This window comes from Sodalis sp. C49 (genome assembly GCF_046352915.1).
Lineage (GTDB): Bacteria > Pseudomonadota > Gammaproteobacteria > Enterobacterales > Enterobacteriaceae > Acerihabitans.
Genome location: NZ_CP163303.1, coordinates 3,993,379 through 4,007,799 on the forward strand (window position 1 = coordinate 3,993,379; position 14,421 = coordinate 4,007,799).

Below are 14,421 nucleotides of genomic sequence, written 5' to 3' on the forward strand. Positions count from 1 at the left end.
ACTAACTATGAACGGTGCTCAGTGGGTAGTGTCAGCGTTGCGCGCACAGGGTGTGGATATGGTTTTCGGTTATCCCGGCGGCGCCATCATGCCGGTATACGATGCGCTCTTTGACGGCGGGGTGGAACATCTCCTATGCCGGCATGAACAGGGAGCGGCCATGGCGGCGATTGGCTATGCGCGAGCTACCGGTAAAGTCGGCGTCTGTATCGCCACCTCCGGCCCCGGGGCGACCAATCTCATCACCGGCCTGGCCGATGCCCTGCTGGACTCCGTGCCGCTGGTGGCCATTACCGGCCAGGTCGGCTCGGCGCTTATTGGCACCGACGCGTTCCAGGAAATCGACGTGCTCGGGCTGTCCCTGGCCTGCACCAAACACAGTTTCCTGGTGGAAAGCCTGGACGAACTGCCGGCCATCATGGCCGAGGCCTTCGCCGTCGCCACCAGCGGGCGTCCGGGGCCGGTATTGATCGATATCCCCAAGGATATCCAGCTGGCCACCGGCGAACTCAGCCCGCATCTGGTCGCCATGGACAGTCAGGACGGGGCCGTCCAGGGGGACGTGGCGGCGGCCCGCGACCTGCTGCGCCTGGCGCGCAAACCCATGCTGTATGTGGGCGGCGGCGTCGGCATGGCGCGCGCGGTGCCGGCCTTGCGTGATTTCATTCATCGCACCGGCATCCCGAGCGTGGCGACCCTGAAAGGCCTGGGCGCGCCTGACCGTGAAGATCCCTGTTACCTGGGCATGCTGGGCATGCACGGCAACCAGGCGGCCAACCTGGCGGTGCAGTCCTGCGATTTGCTTATGGCGGTCGGCGCCCGTTTTGACGACCGGGTTACCGGCCGGCTGAATTCCTTTGCGCCCCACGCCAAAGTGATCCATCTGGATATCGACCCGGCGGAACTGGGTAAACTGCGTCAGCCCCACGTGGCGTTGCAGGGTGATTTAAACCAGCTGTTTCCCGCCCTGGCGCAGGCGCTGTCGATTGACGATTGGCGTCGTGAAACCCAGGCGCTGAAATCGGAATACCGCTGGCGTTACGATCATCCGGGCGAGGCTATTTACGCGCCGGCATTGCTGAACGCGCTTTCCCGGCGGGTACCGGATAATACCGTGATCACCACCGACGTCGGACAGCACCAGATGTGGGCCGCCCAGCATATGAGCTTCACCCGTCCGGAGAACTTCATCACCTCCAGCGGCCTGGGCACCATGGGTTTCGGCGTGCCGGCCGCGGTCGGCGCCCAGGTGGCGCGTCCCGATGACACCGTGGTCTGTGTCTCCGGCGACGGCTCGTTTATGATGAATGTCCAGGAATTGACCACCATCAAGCGAAAACGGCTGCCGCTGAAAATCGTCTTGATCGACAATCAGCGATTAGGCATGGTCCGACAGTGGCAACAACTGTTTTTCGACGGACGCTATAGCGAGACCACCCTGACAGATAACCCCGATTTTCTCATCCTGGCCAGCGCGTTTGATATCCCCGGCCAACGAATTACCCGAAAAGACCAGATCGATGCCGCCTTTGACGCCATGTTTTCCCACCAGGGCCCCTACCTGCTGCATGTCTCCATCGACGAAAACGAAAATGTCTGGCCACTGGTGCCGCCCGGCGCCGGCAATGAAACCATGCTGGAGAAATTATCATGATGCAACATCAGCTTTCTATCGAGGCGCGTTCCCGTCCGGAAATCCTGGAACGCGTCCTGCGCGTGGTGCGCCACCGCGGATTCCGGGTTTGCGCATTAAATATGACGCCGCAGATCAATCCGGAATGTATAAATATTCAATTGACGGTTGCAAGCATTCGCCCGGTCGATTTACTGTCTTCACAATTAAGTAAACTTATGGATGTCGCCTGTGTCGAGATCCAGCAATTGACATCACAACAAATACGCGCCTAAGGCACGAGTAAGGAAAAGAAAATGACGACGAAGAAAGCTGATTTTATTTGGTTCAACGGCGAGATGGTTCCATGGGCGGAGGCCAAGGTCCATGTGATGTCCCATGCGCTGCATTATGGATCGTCAGTCTTCGAAGGTGTCCGTTGCTACGACTCGCATAAAGGGCCGGTGGTGTTCCGCCATCGTGAACATATGCAACGCCTGCATGATTCGGCCAAGATCTACCGTATGCCGGTAAGCCACAGTGTTGATGACCTGATGGAAGCCTGCCGTTCAGTGCTGCGCAAGAATAAGCTGGTCAGCGCCTATATCCGTCCGCTGGTGTTTGTCGGCGACGTGGGCATGGGCGTTAACCCGCCGGCCGGTTATACCACCGATGTGATTATCGCCGCGTTCCCCTGGGGCGCCTATCTGGGCGAAGACGCCCTGGATCAGGGCATCGACGCCATGGTGTCGTCATGGAACCGCGTGGCGGCCAATACCATCCCGACCGCGGCCAAGGCCGGCGGTAACTATCTTTCTTCCATGCTGGTGGGCAGCGAAGCCCGCCGCCACGGCTATCAGGAAGGCATCGCGCTGGATGTCCACGGTTATGTTTCCGAAGGCGCGGGGGAAAACCTGTTTGAAGTGAAGGAAGGCATCCTGTTTACGCCGCCGTTCACCTCTTCCGCCCTGCCGGGCATTACCCGCGACGCCATCATCAAATTGGCGAAAGATCGCGGTCTCGAAGTGCGCGAGCAGGTGCTTTCCCGTGAATCGCTTTATCTGGCCGACGAAGTGTTTATGTCCGGCACCGCGGCGGAAATCACCCCGGTGCGCAGCGTTGACGGCATCCAGGTGGGCATCGGCCGCTGCGGTCCGGTGACCAAACAGCTGCAACAGGCGTTTTTCGGCCTGTTCACCGGCGAGACCGAAGATAAATGGGGCTGGCTGGACCCGGTCAATAACTAAAACTATAGGTTTTTAACAGCAGGCGGGTTAACCGCCTGCCAAAAGATTAACTGGAGTATTGAGCATGCCAAAGTATCGTTCCGCTACCACCACCCACGGCCGCAATATGGCCGGCGCCCGTGCCTTATGGCGCGCCACCGGCATGACCGACGATGATTTCGACAAGCCGATTATCGCCGTGGTCAACTCCTTTACCCAATTTGTGCCGGGCCATGTGCACCTGCGCGATTTGGGTAAACTGGTTGCCGAGCAGATTGAAGCCTCCGGCGGCGTGGCGAAAGAATTCAATACCATCGCGGTGGACGACGGCATCGCCATGGGTCACGGCGGCATGCTGTATTCCTTGCCGTCGCGCGAGCTGATTGCCGATTCGGTGGAGTATATGGTCAACGCCCACTGCGCCGACGCCATGGTCTGTATTTCCAACTGCGATAAAATCACCCCGGGGATGCTGATGGCGGCGCTGCGCCTGAATATCCCGGTGATATTTGTCTCCGGCGGCCCGATGGAGGCCGGCAAGACCAAGCTGTCCGATAAAATTATCAAGCTCGATTTGATTGACGCTATGATCCAGGGCGCCAATCCGAACGTGTCCGATGCCGACAGCAACCAGATCGAACGTTCCGCCTGTCCCACCTGCGGCTCCTGTTCCGGCATGTTTACCGCCAACTCCATGAACTGCCTGACCGAAGCCCTGGGCCTGTCCCAGCCTGGCAATGGTTCGCTGCTTGCCACCCATGCCGACCGGCGTCAGCTGTTTCTCAATGCCGGCAAGCGCATCGTCGAACTGACCAAGCGCTATTATGAACAGGATGATGAAAGCGCGCTGCCGCGCAGCATTGCCTGTAAAGCGTCGTTTGAAAACGCCATGACGCTGGATATCGCCATGGGCGGCTCCACCAATACCGTACTGCACCTGCTGGCGGCGGCGCAGGAAGGGGACGTGGATTTCACCATGGCCGATATCGACCGTTTATCGCGCCGGGTGCCGCATCTGTGCAAAGTGGCGCCCAGCACGCAGAAATACCATATGGAAGACGTCCACCGCGCCGGCGGCGTCTGGGGCATCCTGGGCGAACTGGACCGCGCGGGCCTGCTGAACCGCGAGGTCGGCAATATCCTCGGGCTGACGCTGCCGGAAACGCTGCAACAGTATGACGTGATGCTGACCGAAGACGCGGAAGTGAAAAGCATGTATTCCGCCGGCCCGGCCGGCATCCGCACCACCAAGGCATTCTCGCAGGACTGCCGCTGGCCGTCCCTGGATACCGACCGTCAGGAGGGCTGTATCCGCTCCCGCGAGTTCGCCTATAGCCAGGACGGCGGGCTGGCGACGCTGTACGGCAATATCGCCGAAGACGGCTGTATCGTCAAAACCGCCGGCGTGGATAAGGGCAGCCTGATTTTCAGCGGCCCGGCTAAAGTGTATGAAAGCCAGGAAGCCGCCACCGAGGCCATCCTGGGCGGCAAAGTGGTGGCCGGCGACGTGGTGGTCATCCGTTACGAAGGACCCAAAGGCGGGCCGGGCATGCAGGAAATGCTGTATCCCACCACCTACCTGAAATCCATGGGGTTGGGCAAGCAGTGCGCGCTGATTACCGACGGCCGTTTTTCCGGCGGCACCTCCGGCCTGTCCATCGGCCATGTTTCGCCTGAAGCCGCCAGCGGCGGCCTGATCGGACTGGTACAGGACGGTGATATTATCGACATCAACATCCATGAGCGCAGCATCGCGCTGGCCGTGGCGGACAGCGAACTGGCCGCCCGGCGGGAAAGACAGACGGCACGCGGCGCGGACGCCTGGAAACCGGTGGATCGCCAGCGTCAGGTGTCCTTTGCCCTGCGGGCCTACGCCTTGCTCGCCACCAGCGCCGATAAGGGCGCAGTGCGCGATAAAAGCAAGCTGGGAGGCTAACGGTCATGGCCGACTCCCTACCGTTGCCCGCCGCGCCCTGCGCGGCGGAGTACCTGCGCGCCACGCTGCGTTCGCCGGTATACGAGGTGGCCCAGGTCACCCCGTTGCAAGTCATGGAAAAACTCTCCGCGCGCCTGGACAATACCGTCCTGGTAAAGCGGGAAGACCGGCAGCCGGTGCACAGCTTTAAGCTGCGCGGCGCCTATGCGATGATTTCCGGCCTCAATGAAGAGCAAAAAGCCCATGGCGTGGTGACCGCCTCGGCGGGCAATCATGCCCAGGGCGTTGCGCTCTCCGCGACCAGGCTTGGCATCAAGTCGCTGATCGTGATGCCGGTTGCCACGGCGGATATCAAGGTGGACGCCGTGCGCAGTTTCGGCGGCGAAGCCTTCCTGTACGGCGCCAATTTCGACGAAGCCAAGGCCAAGGCTATCGAGCTGGCGCGCGAGTGTAATTACACCTTCGTGCCGCCGTTCGACCATCCGGCGGTGATCGCCGGCCAGGGTACGCTGGCGATGGAACTGCTGCAGCAGGACGCGCATCTGGACCGGATTTTTGTACCGGTGGGCGGCGGCGGCCTGGCCGCGGGCGTAGCGGTGCTGATCAAGCACCTGATGCCGCAGATTCAGGTGATCGGCGTGGAGGCCGAGGAATCCGCCTGCCTGTGCGCGGCGCTCAAGGCCGGCGAACCGGTGGACCTCCCCCGGGTCGGTATGTTCGCCGAAGGCGTGGCGGTCAGGCGTATCGGCGACGAAACGTTCCGCTTATGCCGCGAGTACCTGGATGACGTGATTACCGTGGACAGCGACGCCATCTGCGCGGCAATCAAGGATCTGTTCGAGGACGTGCGGGCGATAGCGGAACCCGCGGGCGCGCTGGCGCTGGCGGGCATGAAAAAATATATTCAGCAGCATAATATCCGGGGCGAACGGTTGGCCCATGTGCTGTCCGGCGCCAACGTCAATTTCCACGGCCTGCGTTATGTTTCCGAGCGCTGCGAGCTTGGCGAGCAGCGCGAAGCGCTGATGGCGGTGACCATTCCCGAGCAGAAGGGCAGTTTCCTGAAATTTTGCCAGCTGCTGGGCGGCCGCGCGGTAACCGAGTTTAACTATCGCTACGCCGACGCGGATAACGCCTGCATTTTTGTCGGCGTGCGCCTGACCCGGGGACGCGTGGAGCGCGATGAGATCTTAAGCGAGCTGACCGCCGGCGGCTACCAGGTAGTGGATCTGTCCGACGACGAGATGGCCAAGCTGCACGTGCGTTATATGGTGGGCGGACGCCCGTCGAAACCGCTGCGCGAACGGCTCTATAGTTTTGAATTCCCGGAATCGCCGGGGGCCTTGCTGAAGTTTTTGCATACTCTGGGCACCCACTGGAATATTTCGCTGTTCCATTACCGCAGCCACGGCACCGATTACGGTCGCGTCATGGCGGGTTTCGAGCTGGGCGAGCAGGAGCCGGAGTTTGACCGCCACCTGTCCGCGCTGGGTTATGAATGCCACGACGAAACCCAAAATCCGGCTTTCCGCTTCTTTCTGCAAGGATAACCGGGCAACCCGGCCTGGCCGGCAACCAGGATAACGGGCATGCTTCCCGTCCCGGCGTTCCGGGCCGCTATAGCGCCACGACCTTAAGCGGCTCCGGCGCTACCGTCGAAAAAATTCAGCAATGGCGCTTCGCCGCCATTAACCAGGCCATTGCACCCTGGCTGCGTTGCCCCTTAACGTTCCAGCAGTTGCCAGAACGCTTCAATCAACGGTTCCTGCAAGCGTTTGCGCTGTACGCATACCCCTAATTCCAGCGGTTCTACCGGCGTACCGTGCTCGACAATCTGCACGCGGTTGCGCACCGGTTCGGGGCTGTTGTCTACTACTACCGAGGGGATCAGCGCAATGCCGCAGCCGAGCGCCACCATGGAAACAATGGCCTCGTGCCCGGCGACGGTGGCGTAAATCTGCGGATTGGCGAGGCGGTTGGCGCGGAACCAGTGATCGATACGGCGGCGCGCCGGACCGTGCTCCGGTAAGATAAAGGGGATATGCGACCAGTCCGGCGTGGCGACCAGCGCCTGCGCGCGTACCGGGCAGGGCAGGGCCGGGGCTATCAGGATCATCGGTATTGCGCCGATCGGGGTAAAATCAATGCTGGCCGGCAGGATTTCGGGATGGCCGGCAATGCCTAAATCGGCGTCGCCGGACTGCACTTTTTCCACGGCGTCGGCGGGGTCGCCGGTGGTCAGTTTTATTTCCACCAACGGGTGCCGGGCGCGGAAATGGTCGAGGATCGGCGGCAGGTGGCTATAGGCGGCGGTAACCGAGCAGAACAGCCGCAGCTCGCCGCTAAGCGACGGACCGTGCTGGCCCAGGCGATGGGACAGCTGCTGGTACTGCAGCAGCGTCTGCTGGGCAAAAATCTTCAACTGCTCGCCGGCGTCGGTAAGCTGTACCGTGCGGTTGTCGCGCAGGAACAAGACCCGTCCCACGTCTTCCTCCAGACGCTGGATCTGGCGCGACAGCGTCGACGGGCTAACGTGGGTCGCTTTCGCGGTGCGGCCGAAATGGCGGCTTTCCGCGAGGTGAAGGAACAATTTAAGATCGCGCAGATCCATAGGGGCAGCACCTTTAAACCGCTTTTTCCATGTGCAGCGCGCACGTTGCACAATATGCAATATCAGATTGTTAATATATCAATTTAAGCAACACGATTCCTGCTTTATAGTGGCAAACATCCTATTCCCGTCCGGCGGGAACCCTTATACCAGAAGTACCATACCCTATTACGGAGTAGCACCATGGCTAACTATTTTAACACCCTGAACCTGCGCCAGCAGCTGGAGCAGCTGGGTAAATGCCGCTTTATGGCCCGGGATGAATTCGCCGATGAAGCGGGCTACCTGAAAGGTAAAAAAGTGGTCATTATCGGCTGCGGGGCGCAGGGGCTGAACCAGGGCCTGAACATGCGTGATTCCGGACTTGATATTTCCTACGCGCTGCGCAAGGCGGCCATTGACGAGAAGCGCCCGTCCTGGCGCAAGGCCACCGAAAACGGCTTTAAGGTCGGTACCTATGAAGAACTGATCCCGCAGGCCGATCTGGTGGTCAACCTGACGCCGGACAAACAGCATTCGGTCGTGGTGCAGGCCGTGCAGCCGCTGATGAAAAAAGGCGCAGCGCTGGGCTACTCCCATGGGTTTAACATCGTCGAGGTGGGCGAGCAAATCCGTAAAGACATCACTGTTATCATGGTGGCGCCCAAATGCCCCGGCACCGAAGTGCGCGAAGAGTACAAACGCGGTTTCGGCGTGCCGACCCTGATTGCGGTACATCCGGAAAACGACCCGCAGGGTGAAGGCATGGCGCTGGCCAAGGCCTGGGCGGCCGCTACCGGCGGCCATCGCGCCGGCGTCCTGGCGTCATCGTTTGTCGCCGAGGTAAAATCCGACCTGATGGGCGAACAGACCATCCTGTGCGGCATGCTGCAGGCCGGCTCGCTACTGTGCTTCGATAAAATGGTCGCGGACGGCATCGACCCGGCCTACGCCGGGAAACTGGTGCAGTTCGGCTGGGAAACCACCACCGAAGCGCTTAAGCAAGGCGGCATTACGCTGATGATGGACCGTTTGTCCAATAGCGCCAAGCTGCGCGCCTTTGCCTTGTCCGAGCAGTTAAAAGCCCTGATGCAGCCTTTGTTCGAAAAACATATGGACGACATCATCACCGGCGCCTTCTCCAGCGGCATGATGGAAGACTGGGCTAATGACGACGTGAAATTGCTGACCTGGCGCGAAGAGACCGGCGCCTCGGCGTTTGAAAACGCCCCTCAGTTTGAAGGCAAAATCAGCGAGCAGGAATATTTCGACCACGGCGTGCTGATGATAGCCATGGCCAAGGCCGGCGTGGAGCTGGCGTTTGAAACCATGACCCGCTCCGGTATCATCGCCGAATCGGCTTACTACGAATCGCTGCATGAGCTGCCGCTGATCGCCAATACCGTGGCGCGCAAGCGCCTGTATGAAATGAATGTGGTGATTTCCGATACCGCCGAATACGGCAACTACCTGTTCGCCAACGCCGCCGTGCCGCTGCTGAAAGCCAACTTTATGGACAGCCTGCAGCCGGGCGATATCGGCAAGGCCGCGCCTGCCGCCGAGATTGATAATGCGCAGCTGCGCGATGTCAACGAAGCCATCCGCCACCATCCGATTGAAATTATCGGCGCCACCCTGCGCGGGTATATGAAAGATATGAAGCGGATTGCGGTTGCCGGCTGATTCTTCCACCGGCGACAGTCGCTGATATTTCACAAGGCCCCGCGCTGATGCGCGGGGCTTTTTTTTCAGCGCGTGAGATTGCCGACAACGGCCTGACACCGTAGACAGGACGCTGATCCCATTGGGATAGTCTTTATACGTTACGACCGCAATCTGCGCCGATGCGGCAGGCTATGAATAATGTATAACCCATGATTCATTAAACGTAATAACGTGCAATATAGCGTTCAATTTTGAGACGGCCCTCGACGATAATGATACTCACGGCGAAAGGCATGGCGGATAGTCGCTCGCCATTATATCGTGCTTTTGCGCCTGCAAATCAGGCGCTGGGATTGGTCTCCCTGATACAAAACTTAGTGGCGGCATTTGACGCTTATGCGTATTTTGATGTCGTGAATTCAGCTCACCCTGAAATTACGTAATTCAGGTAATTCAGTGGTGGTTTATGAATATCACTTAGTGGAGGCTGCCTTATGGCTACGATCCCAACCCAAACTCATGCATTTTTTTCTGTCCCCTTCCGTTCAACCACGGATTTCACCGTGCTCGCCGGGCATTGCGAACAGTTCGCTGAAACCCTGCGTGAAAGTAGCGATACCACACGCCGGCAGGCGCTTAGCGCACGGCTTGCCGAATGCCTTGCCCAGTTGCAACCCACGCTGAACGACCCGATCCCGCCTCACTTGATTGTAAGCCTGACCGTGGATGATTTCCCGGTGACCTCGCCCCGCTTTGAACCTGACGCCGAGCTACTTTGCGAATATTGCCAGGCGCTGGCGCGAATTCTGATGGACCGGGCGCTATTAGCGGAAATGGAGCACACCCTCACCGGATTGCTGTTTGAACTGGTCAGTTATTTTGCCGATGAGTTGAGAGCGCCGCGCTGGATACGTACCGCCCATGGGGCGAAATTTATCGCGGAGGTGGAGAGGGCTGGGGAAAGCGGAATATCCTGAATAAAGGAACTCGCCCTTACCGCGTGTTAATATTGTAGAAAAAATCCTGAGCCCTAGGCCAGGACTTAGATTGCACAGGGAAAGGCTAGAAATAGCGGCATACAAAAGCGCCTGGGACGTTCAATACTGTCACCGTGAGGGCAAATAACGCAACAATCGCTCTGTATCGTCATGTTCAAACGACCTTTCCATTCGCATAATTTCCTCGCCTCGCAGACCATTGCCTTTCGCTATATTTCGCCATTGTGAAACTGCTTGGGCAATCTTGGTCAACGCTGCGTTAACTTCAGCTTTCCCAGCATCGAAAAATTCAGCTAGCGCCAGACAGGTGTCCAGAGAGGGTTTGGAGCGGTCACCATCGAATGACAAGTTATGATTACGGCGCGCAAAATGTTCCGTTGTCGGATTGATATCGTAAGCTGGAGAAAGCCGCCAACCTTGTGGTTCGCGTAAAAAACCATGATTACGCAGATGGTCATCAATGTTGCCCGTCATGGCATTAAAGATCATACGGCTAAACAGTTCCAGCCGGTCTGCCCCGGGTCGCGATGAGTAATGGGTGAGAGCATCCGCAATTTCAATATAGCTGGCGCCTTCTTTATTATTTTCGTTACGTTCCAGTAACGTCATGGCGGAAATAAAGGGGATGCGTTTACCGTCCAGGCGGTCAAAACGCTCCACCAGAAGCACTGGTCTGTCACCACCGGCATTCAAAACCCGGTGATGTGCGGTGCGAATACCCGCTTTTCTTGCGAGACCCAGCATGGTGGCTTCCCAGAGTGATACGCGTTCTGTGTCGGTATTGCTTTGAAACTTCGCCAGCCACAGCTTATGCTTGTCTTCCACCGAGGCTTTGGGATGAGCGCCCCCCAGAGAAGAACCGGGTTGCGCAATCATAGCCAGATCTGACGCGCTTTCCCGCCCGGCTTCAAAGCGGTGAACGGCGGCTTCCAGTTCCCGCAAATTGACCAGTTTTGGCACGTCATGGTTATCCGCTAAAAAAACGTCTGGCTGTGCGGCATCGCTGAGGCGTAACGCCCCCATTCTCATATAATCGCTGACGCCAAGGAGAAAATCGCACTCGGACAGATGGCGGTTGTTGACCCTGGTCTGGACTAGGCGCCCCCATCTATCAGGGGAAATATCCTGGAATGCGCCCCACAGCTTATTATCTACATAAGGTGTTCTGGGGATAAGCTCCAGCGCCGGATCAATGGCGAATCCGTTCCTGGCCCAGTCTGCCGCATAGGTAAATTGATAACGTTCCGTGCCTCTGGCGACATACACGTCCAGTTGGCCGACAAGTCGCGCGTTATCTTGCCAGTCAATGGTGACGTTAATGCTCTTCATTCTGTTCTCCGTGTGCGGATACGGACGGGCAACTCATCATCCATCAAATCCAGCCCGAGTGGATCCTGAGTCCGGTCTATGATGTTTTCCAACTGATCCAACTTACCAAGCACATACAGCGCTATTGCATAACTCCCCATTGACACTTTTGCATCGCCGGCCTCAAGCCTGCTGAGCGTGGCGCGGGTGATACCGATTCGCTCAGCCATCAGCGAGGTACTTATGCGGCGGCGTTTGCGCGCATCCTGTATATCGCGGCCCAGTTTCTTCAATGCCTGCTCTACCCGGAATACTCTCATTTTGCATACTCCGTGATACACTAAAGTTTATATTGCTAAATATAGCATACAGAATGACGACATTTCATAAAGAAATAGAGACAGCGGTCGAGAATTCAGGTTGTTTGTTTACCACCGTTAAAATAGAGCACATCCTCACAGGGTTGCTGTTCGACGTGGTGAGCTATCTTGCCGATGAACTGAAAGCGCCGTGCTGGATATGTATCGCCGAAGTGATAAAGTTTATAATAGAAGTGGAGATGGCAGGATAAAGATACGTGCCACGTTATCAAAATCCGTCATCAGGGCGGATTTCTTCATTGTGGTGTCGGACTCAATGAGAGAAAACTTTTTAAAAGCGCGATAGCAATCGTTTTCCCCGCTGGAAGCGTGACATCCATACCCCGATCTCAGCCAGACGCTATCACATAACATTTTAATATTGACGGCTGAGCCATCGCCATCAGGGCCACATTGGCTTGTTTACTGCCCATTGCTTTCAGCTGTTCAGTCTGATAAATGTTGGGTGCTTACCTGACCGGGCACCCCCCTTGGCGCGGAAACGCTATCGTGACGCTCCACTTACGACCGGATACACAGCATATGAAAAATAAAATTACCCTGATAACCGGCGGCGATCGCGGCATCGGCCGGGCTACGGCATTATGCCTCGCCAGCAAAGGACACCAGGTTTGTATTGGCTATCATACCCGTGAAGCCAGTGCGCAAGCGGTTATCGATGACATTCGCCATGGCGGCGGGAATGCCATTGCGGTTCAGGTAGATATCGCCCAGGAAGAACAGGTGGTGGAACTGTTCAGGCAAATAGATAAACAGCTTGGCCCCATTACCGGGTTGGTCAATAACGCGGCAATGCTGATGCCTCAAGCCTCTATCGAACAGTTGGATGCAACACGGCTTGCCACCCTGTTTGCCACCAATGTCAGCGGCAGCTTTATCTGCGCCCGGGAAGCGGTTAAACGGATGGCGCATCGCCATGGCGGCCAGGGGGGAGCCATCGTTAACGTATCCTCGGCGGCATCACGGCTCGGTTCACCCCATGAATATGTAGATTATGCCGCTTCGAAAGGCGCCATTGATACGTTAACCATTGGCCTGTCCCTGGAGGTCGCGGCCCAGGGAATTCGCGTTAACGCCGTGCGCCCCGGCTTTATTTACACCGAAATGCACGCCGATGGCGGCGAGCCAAAACGGGTGGATCGTGTTAAAGGTAATTTGCCGATGCAACGCGGCGGCCAGCCAGAAGAAGTGGCTCAGGCTATCGCATGGTTATTGTCTGATGAGGCTTCCTATGTCACAGGCAGTTTCCTTGATCTTGCGGGAGGAAAATAGTTCGCATAATAAAAGAACAAAAAATATTGCGGGGCTCATCACTGATCTGACACTATTTCTCAATTACTGGCGTCCTTTGCGCTTACCAGTATTTCGCTGATGAACTTAATGAATATCAACCTCATCAGTCAGCCTTATCATATATATTATTCATGCTGGATCTTTGGTGGTTGTTTTATTATTTTCCGCGGAATAGATTAATAATTTCACTTTTCTTTCATCAGGCCGACTTTTCGGCGATATATAGCTTAGCCCGTGAAATTATAACTCCCCAGCAGTGGCTTGCTTCAACTCAAGGTTTAATAATGGTTTAACAATGTTGCCGATTTTGAATTGATTTTTTTCTGGGCTCATACGCATAATGCCACTATCTCAAAACGCGCGGCAGGTCACGATCGGGGAAGCGCGTCAGCGTGTCTCGGATCGGGACAGCGAGCGCAAACGCGATGGCAAAACGCAAAGCCGGCGGGATATGGTAACGACGAGTGATAGCGCCGTGAGCAGCACTCTCACCGCCCGTGACGAGATGATGATCGTGGCTCGTGACGGTGATATATCGGTAACGGGCAGTACGCTGCATAGCGAACAAGGGGGGCTGGTTGTGCAGGCGAGCAAGGATATTCATCTTAATAGCGCCACTGAAAGCCAGTACCAATTCTCGGATGAACGCTCGGAGAAAAAGGGATACCTGTCGAAGAGCAGCAGCCACAGGGTTAAGGAAGATCACGTCACCCGCGAAACAGGCACTCTGCTGAGCGGTAATACGGTATTGCTCTCCGCTGGCAACGACCTGACTGTGACCGGGTCGGCGGTGGTGGGCGACAATGATGTCACCCTGCAGGCGGGAAACAATATCGCCATTACTGCCGCCACTGAAACGCAATACCACTATTTACTGGAAGAGCAGAAAAAAAGCGGGTTGATGGGCAGCGGAGGCATCGGTTTTACCGTGGGCAGTAAGTCATCTCGCCACCAGGTCAAGGAAGATGGGGCCACGCAAAGCCAAAGCGTCAGCACGCTGGGTAGCAGCAAAGGCAACCTGAATCTTACGGCCGGCAACCGAATGTATATCGGCGGAGCCGATCTGGTTGCCGGACAGGACCTGACGATAACCGGCGACAGCGTGCAAATTGATCCGGGGTATGACAAACGCACCCGTAAAGAGACGTTTGAGTCAAAACAAAGCGGCCTGAGTCTGGCGCTATCGGGAACGGTGGGCGGCGCGCTTAATACCGCCGTCAGCACGGCGCAGCAGGCAAACAAAGAGAGCGACGGCCGCCTGAGGGCCCTGCAGGGCACCAAGGCAGCGCTTTCGGGTACCCAGGCGGCACTGGCGTATGGGCAAGATAACGCCCTGACGGAGGCGGCGGATGCTAAAAACGCCGCCGCCGGGCTCAAGGCAGGCGACGAAGGTGCATAGCAAGGAGCCACCAA

General features: G+C 57.4%; 14 protein-coding genes. 11 read left to right on the plus strand and 3 right to left on the minus strand.

The window, feature by feature from the left end:
* Positions 1-7: 7 nt before the first annotated feature.
* From ilvG to ilvA, 5 genes are all read left to right on the plus strand, one after another.
* The gene (ilvG, locus tag ABUK12_RS17930; protein WP_410013114.1) at positions 8-1,654 is read left to right on the plus strand and encodes an acetolactate synthase 2 catalytic subunit; all 1,647 of its coding nucleotides are present in this window, start codon (positions 8-10) and stop codon (positions 1,652-1,654) included.
* Positions 1,651-1,908, plus strand: coding sequence for an acetolactate synthase 2 small subunit (ilvM, locus tag ABUK12_RS17935; protein WP_410013115.1), 258 nt, complete (start codon positions 1,651-1,653; stop codon positions 1,906-1,908). Before ilvG ends, ilvM begins: the two co-directional genes overlap by 4 nt.
* Before the next feature lie 21 nt (positions 1,909-1,929).
* Entirely contained in the window at positions 1,930-2,859 is a 930-nt protein-coding gene (ilvE, locus tag ABUK12_RS17940) for a branched-chain-amino-acid transaminase (protein ID WP_410013116.1), read from the plus strand.
* Between the two features lie 64 nt (positions 2,860-2,923).
* The gene (gene ilvD, locus ABUK12_RS17945) at positions 2,924-4,774 is read left to right on the plus strand and encodes a dihydroxy-acid dehydratase (protein ID WP_410013117.1); all 1,851 of its coding nucleotides are present in this window, start codon (positions 2,924-2,926) and stop codon (positions 4,772-4,774) included.
* A 5-nt stretch (positions 4,775-4,779) separates the two neighbouring features.
* On the plus strand, positions 4,780-6,324 hold the full coding sequence (ilvA, locus tag ABUK12_RS17950) for a threonine ammonia-lyase, biosynthetic (RefSeq protein ID WP_410013118.1): 1,545 nt from the start codon (positions 4,780-4,782) through the stop codon (positions 6,322-6,324).
* 173 nt (positions 6,325-6,497) lie between these two features.
* Here ilvA and ilvY read toward each other — a convergent pair whose 3' ends face one another.
* A complete protein-coding gene (ilvY, locus tag ABUK12_RS17955) occupies positions 6,498-7,385 on the minus strand; it encodes an HTH-type transcriptional activator IlvY (RefSeq protein WP_410013119.1) in 888 nt (295 codons plus the stop codon).
* A 183-nt stretch (positions 7,386-7,568) separates the two neighbouring features.
* Here ilvY and ilvC point away from each other — a divergent pair, with 183 nt between their 5' ends.
* The 3 genes from ilvC (at position 7,569) to ABUK12_RS17970 (ending at position 10,006) form a co-directional block, all read left to right on the plus strand.
* On the plus strand, positions 7,569-9,047 hold the full coding sequence (ilvC, locus tag ABUK12_RS17960; RefSeq protein ID WP_410013120.1) for a ketol-acid reductoisomerase: 1,479 nt from the start codon (positions 7,569-7,571) through the stop codon (positions 9,045-9,047).
* 275 nt (positions 9,048-9,322) lie between these two features.
* Positions 9,323-9,472, plus strand: coding sequence for a hypothetical protein (locus ABUK12_RS17965; protein WP_410013121.1), 150 nt, complete (start codon positions 9,323-9,325; stop codon positions 9,470-9,472).
* A gap of 51 nt (positions 9,473-9,523) precedes the next feature.
* On the plus strand, positions 9,524-10,006 hold the full coding sequence (locus ABUK12_RS17970; RefSeq protein WP_410013122.1) for a hypothetical protein: 483 nt from the start codon (positions 9,524-9,526) through the stop codon (positions 10,004-10,006).
* A gap of 129 nt (positions 10,007-10,135) precedes the next feature.
* Here the strand turns inward: ABUK12_RS17970 and ABUK12_RS17975 are convergent, their stop codons facing one another.
* On the minus strand, positions 10,136-11,356 hold the full coding sequence (locus tag ABUK12_RS17975) for a type II toxin-antitoxin system HipA family toxin (protein WP_410013123.1): 1,221 nt from the start codon (positions 11,354-11,356) through the stop codon (positions 10,136-10,138).
* Positions 11,353-11,655, minus strand: coding sequence for a helix-turn-helix transcriptional regulator (locus tag ABUK12_RS17980; RefSeq protein ID WP_410013124.1), 303 nt, complete (start codon positions 11,653-11,655; stop codon positions 11,353-11,355). Before ABUK12_RS17980 ends, ABUK12_RS17975 begins: the two co-directional genes overlap by 4 nt.
* A 53-nt stretch (positions 11,656-11,708) precedes the next feature.
* On the opposite strand from ABUK12_RS17980, the gene ABUK12_RS17985 reads away from it, so the two are divergent.
* The 3 genes from ABUK12_RS17985 to ABUK12_RS17995 all read left to right on the plus strand — a co-directional run bounded on the left by ABUK12_RS17985 (position 11,709) and on the right by ABUK12_RS17995 (position 14,407).
* Positions 11,709-11,906: a hypothetical protein gene (locus tag ABUK12_RS17985; RefSeq protein WP_410013125.1), complete on the plus strand. Its 198-nt coding sequence runs from the start codon at positions 11,709-11,711 to the stop codon at positions 11,904-11,906.
* Positions 11,907-12,237: 331 nt separating this feature from the next.
* A complete protein-coding gene (locus ABUK12_RS17990) occupies positions 12,238-12,987 on the plus strand; it encodes an SDR family oxidoreductase (RefSeq protein WP_410013126.1) in 750 nt (249 codons plus the stop codon).
* A gap of 361 nt (positions 12,988-13,348) precedes the next feature.
* Positions 13,349-14,407, plus strand: a complete 1,059-nt coding sequence (locus ABUK12_RS17995; protein WP_410013127.1) for a hemagglutinin repeat-containing protein — start codon at positions 13,349-13,351, stop codon at positions 14,405-14,407.
* Positions 14,408-14,421 lie beyond the last annotated feature (14 nt).

Bases quoted from the DNA above. Each gene is read 5' to 3' on its own strand.
- ilvD (WP_410013117.1), top strand. From the start codon at position 2,924: ATGCCAAAGTATCGTTCCGCTACCACCACCCACGGCCGCAATATGGCC.
- ilvG (WP_410013114.1), top strand. From the start codon at position 8: ATGAACGGTGCTCAGTGGGTAGTGTCAGCGTTGCGCGCACAGGGTGTG.
- ilvE (WP_410013116.1), top strand. From the start codon at position 1,930: ATGACGACGAAGAAAGCTGATTTTATTTGGTTCAACGGCGAGATGGTT.
- ABUK12_RS17965 (WP_410013121.1), top strand. From the start codon at position 9,323: ATGGCGGATAGTCGCTCGCCATTATATCGTGCTTTTGCGCCTGCAAAT.
- ilvY (WP_410013119.1), bottom strand. From the start codon at position 7,385: ATGGATCTGCGCGATCTTAAATTGTTCCTTCACCTCGCGGAAAGCCGC.
- ABUK12_RS17975 (WP_410013123.1), bottom strand. From the start codon at position 11,356: ATGAAGAGCATTAACGTCACCATTGACTGGCAAGATAACGCGCGACTT.
- ABUK12_RS17985 (WP_410013125.1), top strand. From the start codon at position 11,709: ATGACGACATTTCATAAAGAAATAGAGACAGCGGTCGAGAATTCAGGT.
- ilvM (WP_410013115.1), top strand. From the start codon at position 1,651: ATGATGCAACATCAGCTTTCTATCGAGGCGCGTTCCCGTCCGGAAATC.
- ABUK12_RS17990 (WP_410013126.1), top strand. From the start codon at position 12,238: ATGAAAAATAAAATTACCCTGATAACCGGCGGCGATCGCGGCATCGGC.
- ilvC (WP_410013120.1), top strand. From the start codon at position 7,569: ATGGCTAACTATTTTAACACCCTGAACCTGCGCCAGCAGCTGGAGCAG.
- ilvA (WP_410013118.1), top strand. From the start codon at position 4,780: ATGGCCGACTCCCTACCGTTGCCCGCCGCGCCCTGCGCGGCGGAGTAC.
- ABUK12_RS17995 (WP_410013127.1), top strand. From the start codon at position 13,349: ATGCCACTATCTCAAAACGCGCGGCAGGTCACGATCGGGGAAGCGCGT.
- ABUK12_RS17980 (WP_410013124.1), bottom strand. From the start codon at position 11,655: ATGAGAGTATTCCGGGTAGAGCAGGCATTGAAGAAACTGGGCCGCGAT.
- ABUK12_RS17970 (WP_410013122.1), top strand. From the start codon at position 9,524: ATGGCTACGATCCCAACCCAAACTCATGCATTTTTTTCTGTCCCCTTC.